This window comes from Streptomyces sp. NPDC005374, assembly GCF_042872225.1.
Classification (GTDB): Bacteria; Actinomycetota; Actinomycetes; order Streptomycetales; family Streptomycetaceae; genus Streptomyces.
Genome location: NZ_JBIAKA010000009.1, coordinates 91,290 through 114,740, shown reverse-complemented (window position 1 = coordinate 114,740; position 23,451 = coordinate 91,290). Strand labels below are relative to the sequence as shown.

The following is a 23,451-nucleotide window of genomic DNA, read 5'->3' as shown; positions in this document are numbered from 1 at the left end:
CCCGGAACAACCGGGGGGCACTTCTGTTTCACGACCAGACGAGCCGTCCTTCGGCGACCGAGCAGGTCGGGTGGATTCCGTCGGCGATTTTCGTGAGCGTTTCCGCCACCGAGTCGAAGTAGTGAGCCAGTGACGCGTACTCGCCCGTGGTCGTGTTCTCACCCACGAACCACCTGCCGATACGGCCGTCCCGCGCGTCCACGAACTTTCCTGTCCAGCCGTCCTGGTCCGACAGGAAAGGGATCCACTCATTGCGCCAGAACGGATTGTCCGGCTGATCCGGAGGGTTGACCCCACCGGGCGTGGAGTGGTTCGCGTAGAGCTTTTCCATGGCCCGAATGCCCAGAAAGAACATTCCCTCGTCCGGAAATCCGTCGAAACCGCAACATGCCACATCGTCGTCCACGTCTTCGTCAGGAACATCCAGATTGTTCTGCAACAGCCATGTCCGCACGTCCCGAGGAAGCGGGATGCCCATCCGTTCCTCGGCGGCCGCGAGCATCTGTTCAGTGGCCGGCCCGGGCAGATCCGCATGATCGGCTGGGGCGTGCTCCTGAAGAAGACCCATCACGCGGGACCAGCTTTCCACCACGCCCATCACCCACGATCCTCTCTGTACGAACGCCCTCTACGGCTACGTAAGCCACCTTGCGCAGCGCCGACCGGAAAACCTCGCAGGAATGGTACTCGGAGTGCGGGCGGATCCGTCTGCCCGCGCAGCGCATCGTGCGCGACAGGCTCCGTACCGGCATCGGCGACCACCGCACAGAAACCGGAAAGACATGAGTGACGTTCCCTTCGAAGAGATTCCGAGATGCCTGCCGAAGAAGCCGTTTTGACCGAAGGCGCGCCATTTCATATTCAGTCGGTGCCGGCCGAGTGCTTCATGACGCCCGTCCTGATACCGCAGCTGGAGAGCGACACCCCGGACACAGAACTGCTCGAACGATGCTGGGACTTCGTGGAGCGGCTCACGGAGCATTCCCTGGAGAGCGTCCGAGGCGCCGCCTACTTCGAGGTGCTCGAACAGCTCCTGAACGCCGACGGCCTCGTGGAGGCGGTCTGGCCGTACATGAGGGAGCGGACGCGGGCCCAGACCGTCACGATGCTGGATTCCTACGGCGTGTACCTGCCCGGCATCAACAGGCGGTAGGACTCACCACCGCACGATGACCAGGGCCGTGCCGTCGCTCGTGCCGCGGGTGACGCCCCCGGGCGAGCCGCGTTCCCGGCTGTGCGGTGCCGGTGCAGCGGCAGCCGGGAACGGGCCGATGCCTCTCACGTCATGACCGCGTGAAGCCCTCCGTCGACGTGCAGGATCTCGCCGGTGGTGGCCGGCAGCCAGTCCGAGAGGAGCACCGCGCAGGCTTTCGCCGTCGGTTCCGGGTCGTGGACGTCCCAGGCGAGCGGCGGGCGGGTGCGCCAGATCTCCTCCATGCGCTCCACTCCGGGGATCGAGCGCGCCGCCAGGGTGCGGACCATGCCCGCCGCGACGAGGTTGACGCGGACGCGCCGTTCGCCGAGGTACATCGCCAAGTAGCGGGTGACCGACTCGAGCGCGGCCTTGGAGACCCCCATCCAGTCGTAGCCGGGCCAGGCCAGGGTCGCGTCGAAGTCGAGCCCCACCACGGACGAGCCCTCCTCCAGGAGCGGAAGACATGCCGTGACCAGGGCCTTGAGGGAGTACGCCGACACCTCGAGCGCGGTCCCCGCGTCCTGCCACGACGTCTCCAGGAAGGCTCCGCCGAGCGCGGACCGCGGGGCGAACGCGATCGAGTGCACGATTCCGTCGAGGCCGCCCAGGCGCTCGGCGACCGCGTCGGCCAAGGCGTCGAGGTCGCCCTGGTCGGTGACGTCGAGCCGGATCACGGGTGCGGGCGCGGGCAGCCGCTCGGCCATCGCCTCCGTGATGGGCAGCGCCCGCCCGAACGAGGTCAGCACCACCTGGGCGCCCTCCTGCTGGGCGATCCGCGCCACATGGAAGGCGATCGACGTGTCGGAGAGCACGCCGGTGACCAGCAGCCGCTTTCCGGCCAGCAGTCCGACGTCCTTCGGCTCCGTACTCATACGCCCATCCCGAGTCCGCCGCTCACCGGCAGAAACGCGCCGGTGAGATACGAGGCGTCCTCGCCGGCGAGGAAGCGCACCACGTTCGCCACCTCCTCGGGGGTGCCGGGGCGGCCGAGTGCCGTCATGGAGAGGTACTCGGCACGCCGCTTCGGTGTGACGCCCGCGACCATGTCGGTGTCGATGAAGCCGGGGGCCACGACGTTCACCGTGATGCCCCGGCGCCCCAGCTCCCTGGCGAGCGAGCGGGCCAGGCCGGTGAGGCCCGTCTTCGACGCCGCGTAGTTCGCCTGCCCGGGAGAACCGAGCATTCCGGAGAAGGAGGAGATGAAGACGAGTCGCCCCCAACGTCCTTCCAGCATCCCGGGGATGGCCCGCCGTGCCGACCGGAAGGCACCCACCAGATTCGTGTCGAGGATCTCCAGGAAGTCCTGGTCGGTGGTCTGCAGTGCCAGCTTGTCCCGCATGATTCCGGCGTTCGCCACCAGGACCTGCACCGGACCGTGCTCGGCCTCGATCTTCTCGTACGCCGAGTCCAGCGAGTCGGAATCCGTGACGTCGCAGCGTACGCCGAAGAGGCCCTCGGGAGGCTCGCCCGACCGGTGGCCGACCGCCACCCGGTCGCCCTGCGCGGCGAAGGCACGGGCGACGGCCAGACCGATGCCGCGGTTCCCTCCGGTGACGAAGACGGACCGGCCGCCGGTCATCGGGTGCCTGCTTTCTGGAGGACCAGCACGGCGTTCTGCCCGCCGAACCCGAAGGAATGGCTGGTCGCCGTGGCGACGCGCTGTTCGCGCGGCGCACCGCTGACGACGTCGATGTCGATCTCGGGGTCGAGCTTGTCGAGGTTGGCGGTGGGCGGCACCAGACCGTGCTCGATGGTCAGGGCCGTGTACGCCACCTCGATGGCGCCCGCGGCACCGAGCGCGTGTCCCGTGACCCCCTTGGTGGACGTCACCGAGGGCCGCCCGGTGAGCACGCGGCTGATCAGTTGGGACTCCATCAGATCGTTCAACCTGGTCGACGTGCCATGGGCGTTGACGTGGTCGACGGTGTCGGGAGCGATGTCCGCGTCGGCGAGCGCCGAGCGCAGGGCGCGCTCCACGCCCGCGCCCGCCGGGTCCGGCGCGGAGGCGTGGTGCCCGTCGGCGCTGGCCCCGAAGCCGGCGACCAGCGCACGGACCGTGCCGCCCCGTGCCCGTGCGTCCTGCTCGCGCTCCAGGACCAGCACGGACGCCGCTTCCGCGGCCACGAATCCGCCGCGGTCCGCGTCGAAGGGGCGGGATGCCCCCGCAGGGTCGTCGGTGCGCCGCGACAGTGCGCCCATCCGGTGGTAGGCAGCCATCGGTGTGGGGCTCAGCGGTGCCTCGGACGCGCCGGCGAGCACGATGTCGCAGACGCCGGACTGCAGCATCTGCCGTGCGGTGCCGACCGCGGTGACGCCGGACGCACAGGCGGTGGCCACCACCAGGTTCGGGCCCAGCGCCCGGCAGTGCATGGCGAGATAGCCGGAGATCATGTTGACCGGCCAGTTCACCATCACCAGCGGCGAGACCTGGTCGGCGCCTTCCTGGTGGTACGTGGTGTGGGCGTCCTCGTAGGAGGCGGTGCCGCCCAGCGCGTTGCCCATGACGACGCCCACCCGGGTGCCGTCCCACGTCTGCGGGTCGAGGCCCGCGTCGGTCAGGGCCTCCTTGGCGGCCACCAGGGCGAGTTGGCTGACCCGGTCCAGGCGCCAGGCCGTGGAGCGACCGAGCAGGGCGTTGGCGTCGAAGCCGGGGACCCGGCAGGAGATGTCCACGGGCAGCCCTGCCAGCGCCGGGTCGCGCTGGGCGGTGGGGCGGCCCGACAGGAGCCGCTCCCAGTTCGCCGCCACTCCGATGCCGGCCGGGGTGACGAGGCCGATTCCGGTGATCGCGACGGGCATGTCCCGTCCCGGGTGCTGGGCCATCAGGCCTTCTCCGCTGCCGTGTTCACCAGCTCGTAGAGGTCCGAGACGGTGCCGCTGCTGTTGAGGTCCTCCGTGGGTATCGCGAAGCCGAGCTGCTTCTGCAGGGTCAGCGCGACCTCGATCAACGCGAGCGAGTCCAGCTCGATGTCCTCCAGGACGGTGTCGGGCTTGATGTCGTCGCGCAGGACGCCGAACTTCTCCTCCAGGACCTGGGAGAGGATCTCGAAGGTGGGGGGCGTGAAGGTGCTCATGGCTGTGCCGCCTTTCGGGCGTGGGTTGCGATGGGGGAGTGAACGGGCTTGTGGTTACGCGGACTTCAGCGAGGGCCAGGTCAGTGCCGTGGCGCCCCACGTGGCTCCGCCTCCGAAGGCGGCGAGTACGACGCGTGCCCCGGGCGTGAGTTCGCCGGTGGTGTGCGCGTGTGCCAGGGCGAGCGGGATGGAGGCCGCCGCGGTGTTGCCGACCCGGTCCAGGTGGACGACGAGCCGGTCCGCCGGGATGTCCAGCTGCTCCGCGACGGCCCGCAGGATACGGAGGTTGGCCTGGTGGCCGACCAGCCGGTCGACGTCGCCCGGCTGCCATCCGGTGTGGGTGAGCGCGGCTCGCGCGGACTCGGACATGCGGGTCACGGCGTGCCCGAAGACCTCCCGGCCCCGCATGGAGAAGTAGCGGTCGGCCGGGTCCGTACGTTCGGGGTCGGCACCGGGATGGGGCTGCTCGGAGCCGCCGGCCCGCACCGTGATCAGGTCGGCGAGCGAACCGTCGCTGCCGAGCACGATCCGGCCGAGGGCACCGGGCTCGCCCGGCTCCCCTGCGCGCAGCACCACCGCGCCGGCGCCGTCGCCGAACACGACAGCGGAGGAGCGGTCCTGAGGGTCGATGAGGGTGCTGAAGGCCTCGGCGCCGATGACGAGAACCTGATCGGCGGCTTCGGAGGCGATCATCCCGGCCGCGGTGGTGAGGGCGTACAGGAATCCCGTGCAGACGGCGGAGACGTCGAAGGCCGGGCGGCCGGTGAGGCCGAGGCGGCGGGCCACCTCGGGCGCGCTGGCCGGGCAGGGGCGGTCGGGCGTGGTGGTGGCGAGCACCACGGCGCCCACGTCCGCCGTGCCCGCCGACTCCATGGCCCGCGCCCCGGCCTCCGCGGCGAGACGGGAGGTGGGCATCCCGGCGGACACGAAGTGCCGGGTACGGATACCGGTTCGGGTGCGGATCCACTCGTCGGAGGTGTCCATGCGGACGGCGAGGTCCTCGTTGGTGACCAGGTCGGGCGGCAGCCATGAGCCGATGCCGCTGATGACGGCGGCTCTCACAGGTCGCCTCCCGGGACGAGGGCGGTGCCCGGCGCGGTCAGTGCGTCGATCCTGGCCGTGGCGGTGTCGGCGCCGGTGAACTCGACACCGTGCCAGCCGGCTTGCTCCGCCCCCGCACAGTTGACCGCGAGGTCGTCGACGAGCACGCACTCCTCGGGGCGCACCCCGGCCCGCTCGGCGGCGAGGCGGAAGATCTCCTTCTCGGGTTTGCGGCAGCCGGAGTCGTAGGAGAGCACCACCGCGTCGAAGAGACCTTCGGGCGGCACGGCGAGGCGCCAGTGCCGGTCCCAGGCGGGCGGCATGTTCGACAACAGGCCGACGAACACGCCCTGTCGGCGCAACCGGTACAGAGTGTCGAGCCAGGGCTGGTTGACGGCGCGGTCGGCGAACCAGCGCCCGGGGTAGTCGCTGAGGTCGACGCGGATCCCGCTGTGTGCGGCGAGGGCGGCTTCGACGCGGCGCTCCCAGGTCTCCTGGGTGAGCAGTGGAGTGTCGAGCGGCGCCATGATGTCGTCGCCCGCCCCGCAGTCGCGGGACACCTGCCGCATGGCGGCGAGAAGCGTGAGCGACGGGACGCCGAGCCGGGCGCAGAAGGACTCCATCGACTCGGCTGTCGGAGGGGTCAGGACGCCGCCGTAGTCGGTCCAGACCGCTCGGACCGGCCCGGGTGCGGCGGCCATCAGAAGTCCTCCGAGACACCGACGGTGATCTCGCTGACGACAATGCCGTCCTGGCGGAAGCGGACGGCCACCTCGTCGCAGTGGCGGCGCACGGCCGACACCCGGACGGGGGACTCGAGTTCGGCGAACCTGGCGAACGCCGAGCGGTAGCCGGTGATCCGCACGCCGGTGCCCGCCGCGAGGAGCGCGGCCTGCCGGGCGGCCTCCATGAGGATCATCGCCGTGTAGTGATCCTGCGGGTGGTCGAAGTGCGTGTGGTGCACGGACGGCACCGCCACCACTGCGGCCACCCCGCCGGCGACCCGGCGCGCGTCGGCGAGCGCCACGTTGGCGGGGTCGCGGCGGGCAACCTCGGCGGGCGGCACCGGTGTGCCCGGAGGTACGGGCGGCAGCGAACCGGACAGGGGAGGCGCCGACTTGCGGTGGTAGCGGCGAACGATCTCCGCCTCCTCCGCCGGGGAGTAGCGGGCGGAGATGTCGCAGCGGCCGAGCGTTGTGCCGCCGTGCGACAGCTCCAGGACGTAACGCGCGGCGCGCACCGTTCCCGAGCGGACCCGGCTGCGGGTGACGGCGGCCCGGATGCTGATCTCGAGGGGCCTGCCGTGGACCGGCTGCGGGGTGGCACCGGCGAGTTCGAGCGTCCAGTCGGTGACATGGAAGGCACTGTCCCGGGCGACGCCGAGGCCGCGGTGGGCGATGCAGGTGGCGGCCTGCCGGCAGCACTCGAGGAGAAGCATGCTGTCGGGGGCGTCGGCGGCCGGTCCGGTGTGGTCGCCGAAGTAGTGGTGAGCGGGCGGGAGTTGGGCGGCCGCCAGGTAGTTGTCCGAGGTCAGGTCGGCGTAGTCGGTGAGGAAGACCTCGCTGACCGCCCATCGGTGGACATCGCCGCGGTCGATCGTGTGACGGTAGGAGAGGGCCGGTGCGGTGGGGGCCGCGTCCGGTGCGAGGGCGCTCTGGGGGAGGGGCATCGGTGTGCTGCTCCTTGTGCAGTGGCCGGGCTCGTGGCTCATATTCTTCGAGCGCCTCGCCGCCGCCAGCCAGATCCTTCTGCCACCCGTGCGGCTCATACCCTTGAAATCGCTACCAGTTACCCCGAGCCGGAGTGTCCCGACTTCCGCTGTATGGGGTGATTCGCGGTCGCTGAAAGCGCGTGGACGTTCGGCCGCGGGGCGTCGCCGACCGCCCGACGCGGGGCCCGCCACGAGCCCCGCAGCCACCGAGGCCCGGATTCCCGGCCGCAGAAATCGCCCAGGGTGGTGCTGGGCTCAGGGGTATCACGCGCACCACGTCCGGCTCTTGGAGTTCATGCACCATGTTGTCCGGCGCACCACCCACGCCCTACCCGTATGCCTGTTCCCCCCTGAACGCAGGAGGTGTGACGCATCACCGTGGACAGCGAAGCACTGGTCGTCGGCGCAGGGCCGACCGGCCTGATGATGGCCACCGAGCTGATCCGCCGCGGGATCGACACCAGGATTGTCGATCGCGCGGCCCGAAGGAACCCCCATGCGAAGGCGATCATCCTCCAGCCGCGCGCGCTGGAGGTGATGGCACGCCTTGGTCTGGAGGACCGCATCCGGGACGCGGCACTTCCTGTCGTTGCCGCCAACTACTATGCCCGCGGCCGCCGCGTCGCCCGCATCAACTTCCGGGGCCTGAAGGGCAGTCGCTTCGGAACCCCCCTCTCCCTCCCGCAGAACGAGACCGAGGAGCTGCTGCTCGACGCGCTGCGTGAGGCAGGCGGCCGGGTTGAGTACGGTCATCCGCTGACCGACCTCGCCCAGGACGCCGACGGGGTGGACGCCGGCCTGTCGGGCACCGTCCACCGCACGGGCCGGCTGCTGGGCTGCGACGGCGCGCACAGCGCGGTCCGCGAGAAGCTCGGCGTCGCCTTCACCGGGCCGACGTACCCCCAGTCGTTCGTCCTCGTCGACGGTGAGTGGGACACGCCGCTCGCACACGCCGAGGCGCACTACTTCATGGGCCCCACGGGTGTCCTCGTCGTCGTCGGTCTCCCGGGCGGGCGTATCCGTGTCTTCGGCAGCGCCCCGGAGGGCGCGGGGCCCGAGAACGTCGAGGAGACCGTCCGCGCCATCGCGGCCGAACGCAGCCCCGTTCCCCTGGAGTTGGTCTCCGCCATCGGCGCGGGTCACTTCCAGGTCCACCGCAGGATGGCGGACCGGTTCCGCGACGGGCGGGTGCTGCTGGCGGGCGACGCCGCGCATGTGCACAGCCCGGCCGGCGGCCAGGGCCTGAACACCAGCATCCAGGACGCTCACGAAGCCGCCTGGCGGCTCGCCGACGTGATCCGGGGCAGGCTGCCGGAGACCGCCCTCGGGGCCTGGGAACAAGAACGCAGGCATGTCGCGCGCACCGTGGTCGACGACACCGACCGCCAGACCCGCCTGTGGACCTGGAGCGGCTGGCGCGAGCGGGCGCGTGACCTGGCGGCGTCGGCTGCCGAGCGCAGCGGCGTCCTCGACCGCGTCCTGCCCTCCCGGCTCGCGCAGATGGACCTGCGCTACCCCGCCGAGGGGCCCTCGCTCGGACAGCTCGGCCCCGGGACCCGGCTGCCGGACGTTCCGCTTCCGTCCGGCGGCCGCACCCATGACCTGCTGCGCGACGGACGGCATGCGCTGCTCGTCCTCACGGGCCCCACCCCCTTCCCCGAGCGGGACACACCCGCCTGCGCGCACCTGGACGCGCGGGCCGCCCGCGCCCTGGGCGCCCGCCGTGCCGGGGTGGTCCTGGTGCGCCCGGACGGCGTCGTCGCCGCTGCCGCCGCCCTCACCGATGCGGGTGCCCTGCGCCGACTGGAACAACTGCTGCCCGCCGCACCCGGCGAGACCGGGCCCACCGGCATGGCCGCACCACCCGTAGCCAACGAGGAGAAGGCATGACCACCACCACACCGCGCGCTCTGGACCGCATCCTGCTCGGCGGCCGCCTGGAGGTGTCCGTGATCGGCCTCGGCTGCATGGGCATGGCCGAGTTCTACGGAGACAGCGACGAGGCCGAGTCGATCCGTACGATCCACGGCGCCCTGGACCGGGGCATGGACTTCCTCGACACCGCGGACATGTACGGCGCCGGCCTGAGTGAGGAGATCGTCGGCCGCGCCCTGGCCGGCGGACACCGCGACCGGGCCACTCTCGCCACCAAGTGCGGCCTGATCCGCACCCCCGACGGTGTGCGGGTCGACGCCAGTCCCCGGCACATCAAGGAGGCGGTCGACGCCAGTCTCAAACGCCTGGGCGTCGACCACATCGACCTCTACTACCTGCACCGCGTCGACCCCGACGTGCCGGTCGAGGAATCGGTCGGCGCCATGGCCGAGCTGGTCGAAGCCGGAAAGGTGCGGTACCTGGGCCTCTCCGAGGCCGGTACGGCGGCGATCCGCGCGGCGCACGCCGTCCACCCCATCACTGCCGTGCAGACCGAGTACTCCCTCGCGAGCCGCAACCCGGAGCGCTCCGTGCTGCCCACCGTGCGCGAGCTCGGCATCGGGTTCGTCGCCTACAGCCCCTTCAGCCGCGGCCTGCTCTCCGGGGAGCTCTCCGGGGCCGAACTGGCCCCGGACGACATGCGCCGCGGCCTGCCCCGGTTCTCCCACGACAACCTCGGCTTCAACCAGGACCTCGTCACCAGGATCGGCGAACTGGCTGCCCGACTCGGCTGCTCGCCCGCCCAGTTCGCCCTCGGGTGGCTCGTCGCGCAGGGCGTCGTACCGATTCCGGGAGCACAGCGGCGTACGCACATGGGTGAGAACGCGTCCGCGGGAGCCGTCAGGCTGACCCCCGAAGTCCTGGACCAGGTCGACGAGATCGCCCCCGCCGGCGCCTTCGCGGGCGAGCGGTTCCCCGACCACCTGCTGGCACTGGTCCAGGAGGACTGAGGTAAGGGACGGGCCCGGGTGCGACTCGCACCCGGGCCCTCCCTGACGTGTCCGCCGAAGGTGCCGGCACTCACCAGGCCGTGCCGCTCGCCCCCTCCGCCGGGCCGATGAGCTTGTCGGTGAGCGAGGCGAGCCGCCGCTGGGTGTCGGCGCTGTAGGCGAGGCGGTGCGCCTTGGCCCGGCGGTCCTCGTTGTAGTACTGGCCGCTCGCGCCCCGCGCCCCGTCGTCGATGGCGTTCAGCACGGCCGCGGTCCCCTCGGCCACCGAGGACCAGGGGCGGACCCCGGCCTCGGTGACCATCGTGGTGTCCATGTAGTTCGCGGGGTGCACGCAGTTGACCCGGATGCCCTCGGCCGCGTACTCCTCGGCGATGGTGAACGTGAAGGCGGCGAGCGCGAACTTGCTGCGCGTGTACGCCTCCATGCCGTCGTAGCGCCGGGTGAACTGCACGTCGTCCGGGTCGACGGGGCTCTGTCCGATCGAGCCGATGTTGAGGACCTGCGCCGAGCCCGCCGCACGCAGCGGGGAGCGCAGCGTGCGGGTGAGGACCACCGGCGCCAGGTAGTTGACGGCGAGGCGCAGTTCGTAGCCGTCGCGGCTGACCTCGCGGTGGCGCGCGTCACGGCCCGCGCCCACGCCCGCGTTGTTCACGAGCAGCCCCAGCGAGGGATGCTCGGCGGCCACCCTCCCGCCGAGCTCGGCGGCTTCCTTGAGCGAGGAGAGGTCCGCGACATACGGATGGGCCGTGCCGCCCGCCGCACGCAGTTCGCCGACGACCTCGGCGCACCTGCCCTCGTCCCTGCCGTGCACCAGGACGGTCCAGCCACGGTCGGCAAGGGCCCGCGCGAGGCTCCGGCCGAGGCCGGAGGTCGCCCCGGTGACCAGGGCGGGGGTGTTCGGCGGCTGTCCCGCGCCGCTCTGCTCCGCTCGGCCTTCGTGTCGGCTCATGTACTCGGTCCTTCCTCCGGCGCCGTGGGCGTACGGAGTTCGATGGCGACCATGACGAGGGTCTGGTCGGAGAGGTTGTGGACGTAGTGCCGCATGGGCAGGGACTCGCCGCGGTTGTGCACCACCTGGCCGGTCTCCAGCGTCACGGCTTTGATCAACTCACCGTTCTCGTCCAGGGATTCACCGTGCGCCCCGGAGAGCACGACGGTCACCCAGGGGTGCCGGTGGGTGTGGGCGGGCCGCTGCTCGCCGGGCGGCACGGTCTCCACCCAGCACTTGACGTGCTCCTCGTCGATGAGCAGGCCGGCGCCCAGCTCCTGCCAGGGTTCAAGCGGCATCGCGGGCCTCCGTGGGGTGGTCCCCGGGGCGCGGCGCGGCGATGCGGGAGAGCAGCCGCCGCGGGTTGTCGACGAGGAGGGTGTGCACGGTCGCGTCGTCGATGCCGGGCTCCTTCAGGAGCAGCGGCAGGACGCGCTCGAAGAGATGCACATAACTCCAGTCCGGATACGTCCGCTCCCGCTGCTCGGCCGTCAGATAGTCGATGTGCACCGGGTGGTCCTGCGAGACGAGCAACTGCGCGGTGTGGCCCGCCCGTACGAGCGCGGCGAGGGTGGCGTTGCGCTGCTCGTCGGGGGCGAAGGGGGTCATGCCGTACCGGTCGTAGCCCAGCACGCAGCCGGTGTCGGCGAGGGCACGCAGCCCATCGAGGTCGGCGGAGTCCCCGGCGTGCGCCACGACCACGGAGCCCGCGGGCACACCCTCCTTCTCCAGGAGCCGCACCAGCGGGACGCCGTTGCCCTCGAAGGGGTCGCAGTGCACGACGACGGGGACACCGGTCCGCCGGTGCACCTCGGCGACGACGGCGGCCATCCGGTGCGCGGCCCCGTCGGGCGGGGTGCGCTCGCAGGCGAACTTCACCAGACCCGCCCGGACGCCGCTGTCCGCGATGCCGGTGGTGACATCGCGCAACAGCAGCTCGATCAGCGGATCGTCGGCCTCTATGGCGGCGCCGGGCCCCCGGAAGCGGGCGAAGAGCGGGATGCCGTCGACGCTGTAGACGCCGGTCGCGAGGACGATGTTCACCGGGGTGCGCTCGGCGACCGCGCGCACCAGATCGATGTCGCGGCCCTGGCCCAGCACCGTCATGTCCACCAGCGTCCGCACACCTGCCGCGTAGGCATTCCCCAACTGGTGCACGGCCTCGCGCACTCCGGCCTCGCGGTCCCACAAGTGAGGGAAATTCGACTGGAACTCGGGGCTCAGCACGAAGAGATGCTCATGCGCGAGTGTGACGCCCAGGTCCGCGGCGGCGACCGGTCCACGGACCGTCGGAACCGGGTCGTGCGGGAGTGGAAATTCCGTACTCACAGAGAACCGCCTCGGAATAACAGCCATTGCGGCGTCGGGCGTCGGGCGAGATGACAGCGACGGGTACGCGTACGCCGTGTCGCGCGCCGACCGTTGCGCCGGGCGAACCGTTGCACCCGGCGACAACCCATGGTGGCGTGCCTGCGAAGGCCTAACCAGGTGGTATTCCAACTAGCATGAATCCTCGCCTCCCTGCCCCACGCGCGAGCTGACAGCGTCATGAGTGGCCGGGCTTTCACTCTGCCCCGGCCGATCAGCACTCAATCGCTCGTGACCAGGAGACGACCTTGTCCGCTTCCCCCGCTTATTCCGCATCCGCCTCCTCTCTCGCCGACGCCCGCGTCGTGGTGATCGGCGGCTCGTCCGGCATCGGCAGGGCGGTGGCCCGCCAGGCCGCCGCCGCCGGCGCACAGGTCGTCGTCGGCTCCCGCTCCCAGGACAAGCTGGAGCAGACGGCCAAGGAGATCGACGGCATCACCACCGGTGTCGTGGACGTCACCGACGAGGAGAGCGTGCGCGCCTTCTTCGCGGGCATCGACTCCCTCGACCACCTCGTCGTGTGCCCCGGCGACATGGCCGTCGGCTCCGTCTACGACGTGTCTCTCGACGCCGTACGCGCCGCCCTCGACACCAAGATCGTCGGGCAGCTCCTGAGCGTCCGGCACGCCGGCAAGAAGATCTCCGGCCAGGGTTCGATCGTCCTGATCGCCGGTGCGGCCGGCTTCAAGTCGTACGCCGACATGAGCGCGACCGCCGCGGCCAACGCGGGCATCGGAGGCATGGGCCGCTCCCTCGCCGTAGAGCTCGCCCCGGTGCGCGTCAACGTCGTCGTCGGCGGCCTGATCGACACCCCGCTGTGGTCCTTCCTGCCCGACGACGCCCGCGCCGGCCTCTTCGAGCAGACCGCGCAGAGCACTCCGGTGGGACGCATCGGACAGCCCGACGACGTCGCGGCCTCGGTGCTGCACCTCCTGCAGAACACCTTCGTGACCGGTGCGGTGCTGCACGTCGATGGCGGCGGCACGCTGTGAGCCAGGCGGCACACGGCGGTGGGGGGGGGGGGGGGGGGGGCCGCGCCCCCCCCCCCCCCCGGGGGGGGGGGGGGGGGGGGGGGCGGCCGGGGGGGGGGGGGGGGGGGCCGGGCCCCCCCCCCCCCCCCCCCCCCCCCCCCCGCGGCCGCGAGTCGGCCGGAGCACCGTGCTGCTGCTCGCGGCCGCCTGCGGCCTGTGCGTGGCCAACCTCTACTACCTCCAGCCGATCCTGCCCGAGCTCGCGGCGTCGCTGCACCGCACCCCCGGCTCGCTCACCTCGTCCGTCTCCGCCACCCAGTTCGGCTACGCGCTCGGTCTGTTCGCGCTGGTGCCGCTGGGCGACGCCGTCGACCGCAGGCGGCTCCTCACCGTCCTGGTGACCACGGCGGCCGCTGTGCTCGCGGTGATCCCGTGGGCCGACGACGACCTCCTCATCTGGCTGTTCTTCCTGCTCGGCCTGGTGAGCGTCGCCGCCATGGTGATCGTGCCGCAGGCCGCCGGAATGGCGCCGCCCGAGCGGCGCGGGCAGGTGGTCGGCACCGTGATGACCGGGGTCATCCTCGGCGCGCTCCTTTGCCGGACGTTCGCCGGCGTGGTGGCGGAACTCGTCGACTGGCGGGCCGTGTTCTGGGGCGCGGCGGTCCTGATGCTCGCGGTGTGCGTGACGCTGCGCCGCATCCTGCCCGCGCAGCCCGCCCCGGCCCCCCTCACCGCCCGCGGCTACGCCCGGCTCATCGGCTCGCTGTTCTCCCTTGTCCGTACCCGGCCGGTGATCGTGGAGCGCTGCCTGTACGGCGCCCTGGGCTTCGCCGCGTTCACCGTGCTGTGGACCGCCGTGCCGCTCCGGCTGATCGAGGGTCCCTACCACTACGGTTCCGCGGCGATCGGCGCGATGGGACTGCTCGGCGCGGGCGGTGCGCTCGGCGCCAACCTGGCGGGCAGGTTCGCCGACCGGGGGCGCCAACGGGCCGTCAGCGCCGCCGCGTTCGCGCTCATCGCGGTCTCGTTCGCCGTGGTGTCGGCCCTGTCGTCCTCGCTGCTCGTGCTCGGCGCGGCGATCGTCCTGATCGACTTCGCGGTCCAGGCCGCGCACATCTCGAACCAGACGACGGTCTTCGGCCAGGTCGGCGACGAGATGCGCAGCCGGGTCACCACGGTCTACATGACCTGCTACTTCCTCGGCGGCGCGGCGGGCTCCGCGCTGACGGGTCCGTTCTGGGCGCACGGCGGCTGGCCGGACACCGCCCTCCTCGGCGGCGCCGCGGGTGCCTGCGCCCTGCTCCTGCTCCTCGGCTACGCGGCCGTGCGCCGCGCCGTGGCCTCACGAAAGGCGGCTGTGGTCACCGATGCCTGACATATCCGTTCCTGACGTTCCAGACATTTCTGCCGCACCCGTACCCGTATCTGCACCCGCACCCGTTTCCGTCGAACCGCGGATCCCCGCGCAGGGTGTGCCCGCGATCACCCGCGCCGACCCCCGCTACCTCTCTCTCACCACGCGTTCGCGCAACACCCGCTTCACCGGCAGCCCGAACCGCGTCCATGTGCCGCGTACCGCGGAGGACGTGCGCCGGGCGGTCACCGCCGCCGTCCGCGACAGGTCCCGGCTGGCGATCCGCGGCGGAGGCCACGGCCTGGAGGGCCTGGTGGACGACCCGGCCGTGCGCACGCTCATCGACCTGTCCGAGCTGAACGACGTCACCTACGACGCCGACAGGCGGGCCTTCGGCATGGGCGCGGGCGCGCTGCTCGGGTCTGTCTACCGCTCCTTGTACCTGAACTGGGGCGTCGCCGTGCCCGGCGGCACCTGTCCCTCGGTCGGGCTCGGTGGCTATGTGCAGGGCGGCGGCTTCGGTGCCCTGTGCCGACAGCACGGGCTGATCGTCGACCATCTGGAGGCGGTGGAGGTCGTCGTCGCCGACGGCCCGGATGAGGCGCGCACCGTGGTGGCATCGCGGGACCCCGCCGACCCCCATCACGACCTGTGGTGGGCGCACACCGGCGCGGGCGGCGGCAACTTCGGTGTCGTCACCCGCTATTGGTTCCGCTCCCCGGAGGCGGAGACGGACGCCCCGCAGGATCTGCTGCCCCGGCCCCCGGAGACGACTCTCTTCGCCTCTGCCGAGTGGCCCTGGGAGTCACTGAGCGAGCGCGACTTCGCACGGCTCGTCCGCAACCACGGCGACTGGCACAGCGAGGAGGACGGCTCGGACCCGGCGTACGAGAGCTTGTACAGCGCGCTGTACCTCAACCAGCGCGCGGTCGGCCGGATCACCCTCAGCGCTCAGCTCGACGGGTCGACTCCCGATGCCCGCAGGCGACTTGACGAGTACGTCGCGGCGGTGGGCAAGGGCGTACGGGCCCCGGGCCGGGTGACCCGCACCGGGATGCCGTGGCTTCAGGTCAGCCAGCGGGACGTGGAGAACAGGGGAGTGCTGACCCGCTCCAAGAGCAAGGGCGCCTATCTGCGCCGGCCCTATTCGGCCGCGGAGACCGAACTGCTCTTCCGGTATCTCTCCGATCGCGACTACGACGGGCATACGACGGTGGTGCTGTTCTCCTACGGCAGGAAGGTCAACGCCGTGGATTCCGCGGCGACCGTCGTCGCCCAGCGGGACTCGGTCCTCAAGAGCTATCTGGGAACGTACTGGACCGATCCCGCCGAGGACGAGCGGCACATCCGCAGAATCCGGGAGCTCTACCGGGAGTTGTACGCGGAGACCGGCGGGGTGCCCGTCTCCGACGCACGCACCGACGGGTCGTACATCAACTATCCGGACGTGGATCTGGCCGACCCGCGCTGGAACACCTCAGGAGTTCCCTGGCACGCGCTGTACTTCAAGGGGAACTACCCCCGACTGCAGCGGGTGAAGGCCGTCTGGGACCCAGGGGACGTCTTCCGGCACGCTCTGTCGGTACGACCGCCCGACTGAGCCCCCGGCCGAGTGCAGCCGCACCCTGATCCGTTCCTCGACCAGATCACGGAAGCGGGCGAGCAGGCAACTGTCCAGGACGGGCTGGTAGACGACCATGGTCGCGTCCGCGCTCGAGAGCCGCAGCTTCACATAGCCGAGTTCGATCCGCCCGAGTGTCGGATGGTCGAAGCAGCGTACGGAGGGGACGGGCGGGGCGAGATCGAGCCGCTCCCACAGTTCCCTGAATTCCGGATACTCGCCCTGCAGGTCGTCGATCATCTTCGCGTATTCGGGCTGGGCGAGTTGATCGGCGGCCTGGGCGCGGAACAGCGCGGCGGTCTCGAGCGCGTCCTGCTCCCAGTTCGGGTACATTTCCCGGGCCCGCTCGTCGAACATCATCACGAGGGTGTTGCGGCGACTCTGCTCCAGGGACTCGAAATAGGGGAAAAGCGTACAGAATCCGTGGTTCCATGCCAACACGTCGAAACGGTTGTTGACGATGAATGCGGGCAACGGGTCCTGAAATTCGAGGAACGTAAGATATTGCGCGGGAATGCTTTCCCTTGACTGGGGGGCCTGGGTGGCGGGCGGTAATTCGCCGGCCAGTCGGAACAGGTGCCCGGTCTCTGTCGTGTCGAGCCGCAGGGCCCGTGCGAGTCCACTCAGGACCTGGCTCGACACCCGGATTCTGCGGGCTTGTTCGAGCCAGGTGTACCACGTCACGCTCACCCCGGCGAGCTGGGCGAGTTCCTCTCGGCGCAGGCCCGGGGTGCGGCGGCGGCCATATGAATTCTTGATACCGACGGCCTCTGGTGTGAGCCGTTCGCGCCGGTTCCGAAGGAAGGAGGCGAGTTCTTTTCGTTGCCGTTCAGTGACCAGCATTCTGCACTCCCCCTGGCATCATGATTCCCGCCGGGGTACGGCGGGTTGCTCCAAAGATACATGCCGCACCCACGCTTGTGTGGAGGAAGCAGCGGGGACGGACTCCGTCGGATATTCACTCTTTGGCAGAACTTTTTCGAGTTTTTTACCCAGCGTGTCCGTGGTAACTCTGCTTTAACCTTGGGGACGCCTGGGGCATCTCGTCACCCGCATTGGACGACCGCCAGGTGAGACGAGATTTTAGGTGCCCGGCGGGTTACGCACCGTCATGAGCGGGCGCGACAGCCGGTAGCCGGTGGGTGGCACCGGACATCAGGGGGTCCGCGCGTGCCGGAGGGCTGCGTCTACCTCCGCACGTGGAAGCGGAGCGTCGTGACAGCGCCCGACCGGGTGTTGCTGAAAGGTTCCAGGTCGATCCTGCCGAGGCCCGGGGGCGAGAAGCGGACGCCGTCGCCGAGCAGCACCGGTAGGACATACACCAGGATCTCGTCGACGAGCCCGCGCTGCAGGCACTGGGCGGCCACGTCGGCACCGAGGATCTCCAGGTTCTTGCCGCCCGCGGCGCTGCGTGCCGTGGCAACCGCTTCCTCGAGGTCACAGGTGAGAAACGTGACGGTGGGGTCCGGCTCGTCGGGGGGCTCGTGGGTGAGGACGAACTGTGCTCCCCCGTCGTAGGCGGGGCCCTGGTCGGCCATACGCCTGGCGACCTCGTACGTCCCCCGGCCGACGAGCATGGCGCCCGTGGCCGCCATGACCTCCGGGACCGCATCCGCAGTCAGGTACTCGGCGATCCAGCCCATCGCGTGGTCAGGACCGGCGATGAACCCGTCCAGCGACATCGCCCTGTTCACGACCACTTTGCCGGTGCCGGTACCGGTGCTCACATCACTCATGCGTCTTCTCCGAGGACTTTGGCGGCCCGAGGCCGAATCATAGGTCGGCTGGTGGGAGCACGACGGCGGAAGGCGGGCGCGCATCTGCGGTGGCCCGACGCGGAGGAGGGACGCTGCTCGCGCGGCCGGTGCGGTGGCCGCCCGGGGGCGCCCTGGGATCATGAGCCGAGGGGACCGGACCAGTGCGCGGAGGTGCCGTATGTCAGGAACCGGGTCGGCGGGCGGCGGCGGATATCCCGGCAGCGGATACTCCGGTACGCCCCTCGCCAAGAAGCTCGGCATCAAGGCAGGACACCGGGTGCGGCTCGACGGTGCGCCCGACGGGTGGGACATCCCCGGCCTGCCCGAGCACTGCGACCTCGCCGCCGGGGGGCCGCGCGGCGCGGATGTCGCCCTCAGCTTCCACCGTGAGTACGTACGGCTGGCGGCCCAGGCGGACGCATTGACCGCCGACCTCGCGGACACCGCCGCGCTGTGGATCGCCTGGCCGCGCAGGGCCGCCGGTCACGTCAGCGACATCACCGAGAACGCTCTGCGGGATCTGTTCCTCCCACTCGGTGTCGTCGATGTGAAAGTCGCGGCGTTGGGGGAGGACTGGTCGGGGCTGAAATTCGTGCGGCGGCGGGAGAACCGGCGGGGGTGAGACACAGGCCATGGGACGCGGCACAGGGGCGGCCGCCGCCCTACCGCACCGTCCTCCACCCCACCCCCGCATCCCCATACCTGAGAAGTCCTTACCGTGAACGGCTAGCATCGCGCCGGTTGATGCCCGTCGGGACGACGGTACGAGTGGACGAGGTGGGGACATGGACGCGCCGAGGATCGCCGTCGCCGTGGTGACCATGGGGAACCGGCCCGACGAGATCGACGCGTTGCTGCGGTCCGTGGCCAAGCAGGACATCGCCCCGGCACGGATCGTGATCGTCGGCAACGGCTGCCGGCTGCCCGAGTTCGCCGAGCGGCTCTCCCTGCCCGGCGGGGTCACCACCCTCGAGGTCGAGGAGAACCTCGGCTGCCCCGGCGGCCGGAACGTGGCGCTGGCCCGGCTGCGGGACTTCGGCGACATCGACGTCGTAGTGGAACTCGACGACGACGGACTGCTCGTGGACCCCGATGTGCTGCGCCGCGTACAGGAGTTGTTCGCCGCCGACGAGCGTCTCGGCATCATCGGCTTCCGTATCGCCGACGAGAACGGCGAGACCCAGCAGCGGCACGTGCCCCGCGTCGGCGCCTCCGATCCGCTGCGCGGCGGGTATGTCACCGGGTTCCTGGGCGGCGGCCACGCCTTCCGTACGGCCATGCTCGCCGAGACCGGCGACTGGCCCGCGGAGTTCTTCTTCGCCCACGAGGAGATCGACCTGGCGTGGCGGGCCGCCGACCGCGGCTGGCGGATCCTGTACGCTCCCGAACTGCTGCTCCAGCACCCCAGGACCTCACCGGCCCGGCACGCCATCTTCTACCGGGTCAACGCCCGCAACCGCGTCTGGCTGGTACGCCGTCGGCTGCCCCTGCTCCTGGTCCCCGTCCACCTCGGCGTGTGGATGGCGCTCACCCTGTTGCGCACACGCTCGGCGAGCGGACTGCGCGCCTGGTTCGGCGGGTTCGTCGAGGGCGTACGGGAACCTGCCGGTGAACGGCGGCCGATGCGCTGGCGAACGGTGTGGCAACTCGCCCGGCTGGGACGGCCGCCCGTCATCTGAGAGCCCGCGGCCCCGAGGACGGGACGAGAGCCCCGGTCGTTCACCTCCACCGACCGGGACCCTCTCGCGTCCCACGGATCCGGCCGCGACGGCGACACTCCCCCGAGTTGCGCGTCGTACGCGCGCGCCCTCGGGCCAGATCCGATGTAGTGATCACATCAGGTTGCGCCAACAAATCGCTAACATGTGGCCAACGCATCTCCGTTTCGCTGCTCGCCAGTTGGCGTGAAGTCGACGGCGACGAGGGGGAATCGGCGGTGTGGGGCCGCGAGGCAGTAGCCGATTCAGGCAGGGGCCGGCGTCGGGTGGCTGGCGGGAAACCGCCGTGAAGAGGGCGGAAATCCGCCAGAAGTGGGCGACGTGATGGGGCGTGGACCGCAGTCGGGGCTGCGGTTCGGACTGCTCGGACCGCCGATCCTGTACGGCGACGGCGACGGGGGTGACGGCGCCGCTGCACGCGTCGTCGGGAGCCGCAAGCAGCGGATCCTGCTGGCCGCGCTGCTCCTCGAAGCCGGCCGGGTCGTCTCCGTCGACTCCCTGAAGGACGCGCTGTGGGGCAGCTCCCCGCCGGCCTCGGCGAAGGCCTCCCTGCACAACCACGTCTCGCGGCTGCGACGGCTGCTCGACGACCCCGAACGGCTCCAGGCGTCGGCCCCCGGCTATCTGCTGCGCGTGGCGCCGGGCGAACTCGACGTCCAGGTCTACGAGAACCATGCCGCCGCGGCCCGCGCCGCGCACGCCGAGGGGAACTGGACGGACACCGTCCACGCCTGCGCGGCGGCCCTCGCGCTCTGGCGGGGCGCCCCGCTCAGCGGAGTTCCCTCCGAACTCGCCGGATACGCGCTGGTGCAGCGCCTGGAGGAAGCGCGACTGCTCCTTCTGGAGTGGCGCTACGACGCCGAGCTCGCCCTCGCGCCCACCCGGCCGGACGCCCTCGTCCCCGAACTCTCCGCACTGGCCGCCGAACACCCCCTCCGCGAGTCCTACCACCGCCAGTTGATGCTCGCCCTCCATCGCACCGGCCGCCAGGCCGAGGCCCTCGCCGTCCACCGCGACCTCCGCAACCGCCTCGTCGAGGAACTCGGCGTCGAGCCGGGACCCGCGGTCCGCGAGGCACACGTGGAGGTGCTGCGCGGGGGAGGGGAGCCGACGACCGGCCCGGTCACGGGGGTGTCCTACGGCGGTGAGCGGGCCGACGGGGGAGGCGGAGGCGACAGGGCCGGGGGTGCACGTGCAACAGGCCGTGCAGGAAAGGGCGTTGACGGCTCCGGACGGGCCGCTGACACGGACGCCGCCAGCAACGCAAGCAACGCACGCAACGCACACCCCGCCGGCCAGGCGGCCTCTTCCGGCGTGCTTCCCGCAAGCGCTACGCGCGAAGACACCCAGCCCGCCACCGAGCCCTCGCCTCTCGACCCCGAGTCGCCCGACCCCTACCTCGACGCCCACGGGCCCCATCCCCACCCCCACAAGCCACCCCACCTCAACGCCGAGGCATCACCCCCGGCTTCCCTCCCGCTGCCCCGGCCCGCCCAACTCCCTCCGCCTCCCGGCCACTTCACCGGCCGTGTCGCCACCCGTGACGACCTCCGCCGTGTCCTCACCCTCGCCGGCGGCCCCCGCGTCGGTGTCATCAGCGGTATGGCCGGCGTCGGCAAGACCGCGCTCGCGCTGCATGTCGCCCACGCGCTGCGGGAACGTTTCCCTGACGGGCAGCTCTATGTGAATCTCCAGGGCGCCACCCCGGGGATGACCCCGCTCACCCCGGCCCAGGCACTCACCGCCCTGCTCCGCGACCTCGGCGCCGATCCGCGCAGCATCCCCGAACACCCGGACGCGGCGGCCGCGTTGCTGCGCTCGCTGCTCGCGCCCACCCGCACGCTCATGGTGCTGGACGACGCGGCGAGCGCCGCACAGGTACGGCCGCTGCTGCCGGCCGGCGGCGGCTGCGCGGTGATCGTCACCAGCCGCTCCCCCCTGACCGCGCTCGACGACGCCCACCGCTTCCCGCTCACCCCGCTCTCGGCGCAGGAGAGCGCGGAGTTGCTGCGCGCGCTTTCGGGCCGGGACGGCAGGGACAGTCGAGATGATCGGACCGGCCCCGTATCCATCGCGCCCGGCACGCCCGATTCCCTCGCGGCCCCGATCGACGCCACCCACCCCCTGATAGAACTCACCGGCCGCCTCCCTCTGGCCCTCCGCGTGGTGGCCGCCCGCCTCGCCGCCCGGCACGCCCTCACCCCCGATGTCCTCGCCGACCAACTCGCCGCCACCGAAGACCGGTTGCGGCACCTGGAGTACGACGACCTCTCCGTCCGCCGCTCCCTCGCCGTCGCCCACGACGCCCTCGCCGCCTCGGGCCGCCGCTCCGACCGCGACGCCGCTCTCGCCCTGTGCCGCATCGGCGCCCTCGACCTGCCCACCTACGGCGTCCCCCTCGTCGCCCGCCTCCTCGGCACCGACAGCGCCGACAGCACCGACGAGTCCCGCGCCGAGGACGCCCTCGACCGCCTCGTCGACGTGGCCCTCCTGGAGGAGACGGCGTACAGCCGCTACGCCCCGCACGGCCTGGTCCGCGACTTCGCGAGAGAACTCGCGGGCACCGGACACGCCTCCGACATCGCCCGCACCGCCCTGCGCTGGTACGCGGCCGTCGCCGAACGCGCCCTGACCGCGATCGTCGAACCCGGTCTCGACCTGGACGACCGCCGCCGCCCGACCGCATCGCAGCCGCCGGAGCACGCGGCGCACGTCCTCGCCATCCCGCCGTTCCCGTCCTCCGAGAAGGCGTTCGCCTGGGGCGAGTCGGAGCTGAAGAACATCGTCGCCCTGGCCGAACGCCACACGGACACCCCGGACGAGCGCACCGCCGCCCATGTCTCCACCCTGCTGCGCCTGCTCTCGCCCTTCCTGCAGCGCAGCGGCCGCGTCCCCGAGACGGAGGTCCTCGGCCGGGCCGCGCTCACGGTGGCGCGGCGGCTCGGTGACGAGGCGGCGGAGGCATGCGCCCTGGGCGACCTGGCCGGCCTGCACTTCCTGACCGGCCGGCACGGCGAGGCCCTGGCCCTCAACGACCGGGCCCTGGACATCTGGCGGCGGCTCGGCGCGGACTCCTGGACCCGCCGCTGCCTCAACAACCGGGGCCTGCTGCTCGAAAGCCTGGGCCGGTACGCCGAGTCGGGCGAGGCGCTGCGGCAGAGCCTCGCCCGCTCACGGCAGTTGGACGACCCCTTCGGCGAGGCCGTGGCCCACAGCAACCTGGGCAACCTGTACGAACACACCGACCCGCGCGCCGCCATCGAGCAGCACCGCCACTCGCTCGCCATCGGTGAGGAGACCGGCAGCGTGGTCGTACGGCACTCGGCGCACTGCAACATCGGCTACGCCCATCTCACCCTGGGCGAACCGGCCGCCGCCATGGCGCACTTCGAGGAGAGCCTGCGCATCCTCGGCAGCCCCGGTGACTGGCACGGCGAGTCCCAGAGCCGCCTCGGCCTGGTCCGTGCCCTGCGCCTGATCGGCGACGGTGGCCGGGCCGCCGCCGAGTGCGCGGAGCTGCTGGGCCGGGCGGACGCCCGAGCCGACCGCTACACCGGTGCCCTCGCCCGCCACCAGCACGGACTCCTGCTGCGCGAGCGGGGCAGGACCCAGGAGGCGTACGAGCAGTGGCGGGCCGCTCTGGACGCTCTGGACGGCACGGACGAGAAGACGGTGCTCCAGGAACTCATCGCACTGCTCGACGACTCGGGCTTACGCGGGTAGTCGGTGATCGCCGGGAACAGCCGGGGACAGTCGCGGACAGCCGGT

Annotated in this window: 21 protein-coding genes and 1 pseudogene; 9 read left to right on the top strand and 13 right to left on the bottom strand. The window is 71.5% G+C overall.

What is annotated here, in order from left to right:
- Positions 1-28: 28 nt before the first annotated feature.
- Positions 29-598 carry an SMI1/KNR4 family protein gene (locus ACFYRX_RS23725; protein ID WP_389103039.1) on the bottom strand — a complete coding sequence of 190 codons (570 nt, stop codon included), beginning with the start codon at positions 596-598 and terminating at the stop codon, positions 29-31.
- A 288-nt stretch (positions 599-886) separates the two neighbouring features.
- Here ACFYRX_RS23725 and ACFYRX_RS23720 point away from each other — a divergent pair, with 288 nt between their 5' ends.
- On the top strand, positions 887-1,153 hold the full coding sequence (locus ACFYRX_RS23720; protein WP_389103032.1) for a hypothetical protein: 267 nt from the start codon (positions 887-889) through the stop codon (positions 1,151-1,153).
- Between the two features lie 125 nt (positions 1,154-1,278).
- Here ACFYRX_RS23720 and fabI read toward each other — a convergent pair whose 3' ends face one another.
- Genes fabI through ACFYRX_RS23685 form a run of 7 tightly spaced genes read right to left on the bottom strand, consistent with a single transcriptional unit; the run spans position 1,279 to position 6,979 of the window.
- Complete coding sequence (gene fabI, locus ACFYRX_RS23715; RefSeq protein ID WP_389103030.1) at positions 1,279-2,067, bottom strand: enoyl-ACP reductase FabI; 789 nt, start codon at positions 2,065-2,067, stop codon at positions 1,279-1,281.
- Complete coding sequence (fabG, locus tag ACFYRX_RS23710) at positions 2,064-2,774, bottom strand: 3-oxoacyl-ACP reductase FabG (protein ID WP_389103027.1); 711 nt, start codon at positions 2,772-2,774, stop codon at positions 2,064-2,066. The genes fabI and fabG overlap by 4 nt, the downstream gene beginning before the upstream one ends.
- The gene (locus ACFYRX_RS23705) at positions 2,771-4,018 is read right to left on the bottom strand and encodes a beta-ketoacyl-[acyl-carrier-protein] synthase family protein (protein WP_389103024.1); all 1,248 of its coding nucleotides are present in this window, start codon (positions 4,016-4,018) and stop codon (positions 2,771-2,773) included. Before ACFYRX_RS23705 ends, fabG begins: the two co-directional genes overlap by 4 nt.
- Positions 4,018-4,269 carry an acyl carrier protein gene (locus ACFYRX_RS23700; RefSeq protein WP_266462935.1) on the bottom strand — a complete coding sequence of 84 codons (252 nt, stop codon included), beginning with the start codon at positions 4,267-4,269 and terminating at the stop codon, positions 4,018-4,020. Before ACFYRX_RS23700 ends, ACFYRX_RS23705 begins: the two co-directional genes overlap by 1 nt.
- Positions 4,270-4,323: 54 nt before the next feature.
- Entirely contained in the window at positions 4,324-5,331 is a 1,008-nt protein-coding gene (locus ACFYRX_RS23695) for a beta-ketoacyl-ACP synthase III (protein ID WP_389103020.1), read from the bottom strand.
- Positions 5,328-6,011: an HAD family hydrolase gene (locus tag ACFYRX_RS23690; protein WP_389103017.1), complete on the bottom strand. Its 684-nt coding sequence runs from the start codon at positions 6,009-6,011 to the stop codon at positions 5,328-5,330. Before ACFYRX_RS23690 ends, ACFYRX_RS23695 begins: the two co-directional genes overlap by 4 nt.
- The gene (locus ACFYRX_RS23685) at positions 6,011-6,979 is read right to left on the bottom strand and encodes an AfsA-related hotdog domain-containing protein (RefSeq protein ID WP_389103014.1); all 969 of its coding nucleotides are present in this window, start codon (positions 6,977-6,979) and stop codon (positions 6,011-6,013) included. Before ACFYRX_RS23685 ends, ACFYRX_RS23690 begins: the two co-directional genes overlap by 1 nt.
- Before the next feature lie 420 nt (positions 6,980-7,399).
- Here ACFYRX_RS23685 and ACFYRX_RS23680 point away from each other — a divergent pair, with 420 nt between their 5' ends.
- Together ACFYRX_RS23680 and ACFYRX_RS23675 are read left to right on the top strand one after the other, a co-directional pair.
- Positions 7,400-8,911: an FAD-dependent oxidoreductase gene (locus tag ACFYRX_RS23680; protein WP_389103011.1), complete on the top strand. Its 1,512-nt coding sequence runs from the start codon at positions 7,400-7,402 to the stop codon at positions 8,909-8,911.
- Positions 8,908-9,906 carry an aldo/keto reductase gene (locus ACFYRX_RS23675; RefSeq protein WP_389103009.1) on the top strand — a complete coding sequence of 333 codons (999 nt, stop codon included), beginning with the start codon at positions 8,908-8,910 and terminating at the stop codon, positions 9,904-9,906. Before ACFYRX_RS23680 ends, ACFYRX_RS23675 begins: the two co-directional genes overlap by 4 nt.
- A gap of 70 nt (positions 9,907-9,976) precedes the next feature.
- Here the strand turns inward: ACFYRX_RS23675 and ACFYRX_RS23670 are convergent, their stop codons facing one another.
- Genes ACFYRX_RS23670 through ACFYRX_RS23660 form a run of 3 tightly spaced genes read right to left on the bottom strand, consistent with a single transcriptional unit; the run spans position 9,977 to position 12,223 of the window.
- Complete coding sequence (locus ACFYRX_RS23670; RefSeq protein WP_389103006.1) at positions 9,977-10,855, bottom strand: SDR family NAD(P)-dependent oxidoreductase; 879 nt, start codon at positions 10,853-10,855, stop codon at positions 9,977-9,979.
- A complete protein-coding gene (locus ACFYRX_RS23665; RefSeq protein ID WP_389103004.1) occupies positions 10,852-11,193 on the bottom strand; it encodes a cupin domain-containing protein in 342 nt (113 codons plus the stop codon). Before ACFYRX_RS23665 ends, ACFYRX_RS23670 begins: the two co-directional genes overlap by 4 nt.
- Positions 11,183-12,223 carry a phosphotriesterase gene (locus ACFYRX_RS23660; RefSeq protein ID WP_389103001.1) on the bottom strand — a complete coding sequence of 347 codons (1,041 nt, stop codon included), beginning with the start codon at positions 12,221-12,223 and terminating at the stop codon, positions 11,183-11,185. Before ACFYRX_RS23660 ends, ACFYRX_RS23665 begins: the two co-directional genes overlap by 11 nt.
- A 287-nt stretch (positions 12,224-12,510) precedes the next feature.
- On the opposite strand from ACFYRX_RS23660, the gene ACFYRX_RS23655 reads away from it, so the two are divergent.
- From ACFYRX_RS23655 to ACFYRX_RS23645, 3 genes are all read left to right on the top strand, one after another.
- Positions 12,511-13,254, top strand: coding sequence for an SDR family oxidoreductase (locus tag ACFYRX_RS23655; protein WP_389102998.1), 744 nt, complete (start codon positions 12,511-12,513; stop codon positions 13,252-13,254).
- 166 nt (positions 13,255-13,420) lie between these two features.
- Complete coding sequence (locus tag ACFYRX_RS23650) at positions 13,421-14,608, top strand: MFS transporter (protein ID WP_389102995.1); 1,188 nt, start codon at positions 13,421-13,423, stop codon at positions 14,606-14,608.
- Between the two features lie 97 nt (positions 14,609-14,705).
- Positions 14,706-16,187 (top strand): FAD-binding oxidoreductase, encoded by a 1,482-nt coding sequence (locus ACFYRX_RS23645; RefSeq protein ID WP_389102992.1) that lies wholly within the window; start codon positions 14,706-14,708, stop codon positions 16,185-16,187.
- 93 nt (positions 16,188-16,280) lie between these two features.
- Here ACFYRX_RS23645 and ACFYRX_RS23640 read toward each other — a convergent pair.
- Both ACFYRX_RS23640 and ACFYRX_RS23635 read right to left on the bottom strand, forming a co-directional pair.
- Positions 16,281-17,051 (bottom strand): annotated as a pseudogene (locus ACFYRX_RS23640) (helix-turn-helix transcriptional regulator); the annotation flags it as partial.
- A 344-nt stretch (positions 17,052-17,395) separates the two neighbouring features.
- On the bottom strand, positions 17,396-17,944 hold the full coding sequence (locus ACFYRX_RS23635) for a dihydrofolate reductase family protein (RefSeq protein WP_389102991.1): 549 nt from the start codon (positions 17,942-17,944) through the stop codon (positions 17,396-17,398).
- A gap of 199 nt (positions 17,945-18,143) precedes the next feature.
- On the opposite strand from ACFYRX_RS23635, the gene ACFYRX_RS23630 reads away from it, so the two are divergent.
- The 3 genes from ACFYRX_RS23630 to ACFYRX_RS23620 all read left to right on the top strand — a co-directional run bounded on the left by ACFYRX_RS23630 (position 18,144) and on the right by ACFYRX_RS23620 (position 23,406).
- Positions 18,144-18,587 (top strand): DUF3052 domain-containing protein, encoded by a 444-nt coding sequence (locus ACFYRX_RS23630; protein WP_389102989.1) that lies wholly within the window; start codon positions 18,144-18,146, stop codon positions 18,585-18,587.
- A gap of 163 nt (positions 18,588-18,750) precedes the next feature.
- Positions 18,751-19,644 (top strand): glycosyltransferase family 2 protein, encoded by an 894-nt coding sequence (locus tag ACFYRX_RS23625; protein ID WP_389102986.1) that lies wholly within the window; start codon positions 18,751-18,753, stop codon positions 19,642-19,644.
- Between the two features lie 363 nt (positions 19,645-20,007).
- The gene (locus ACFYRX_RS23620; RefSeq protein WP_389102983.1) at positions 20,008-23,406 is read left to right on the top strand and encodes a BTAD domain-containing putative transcriptional regulator; all 3,399 of its coding nucleotides are present in this window, start codon (positions 20,008-20,010) and stop codon (positions 23,404-23,406) included.
- Positions 23,407-23,451 lie beyond the last annotated feature (45 nt).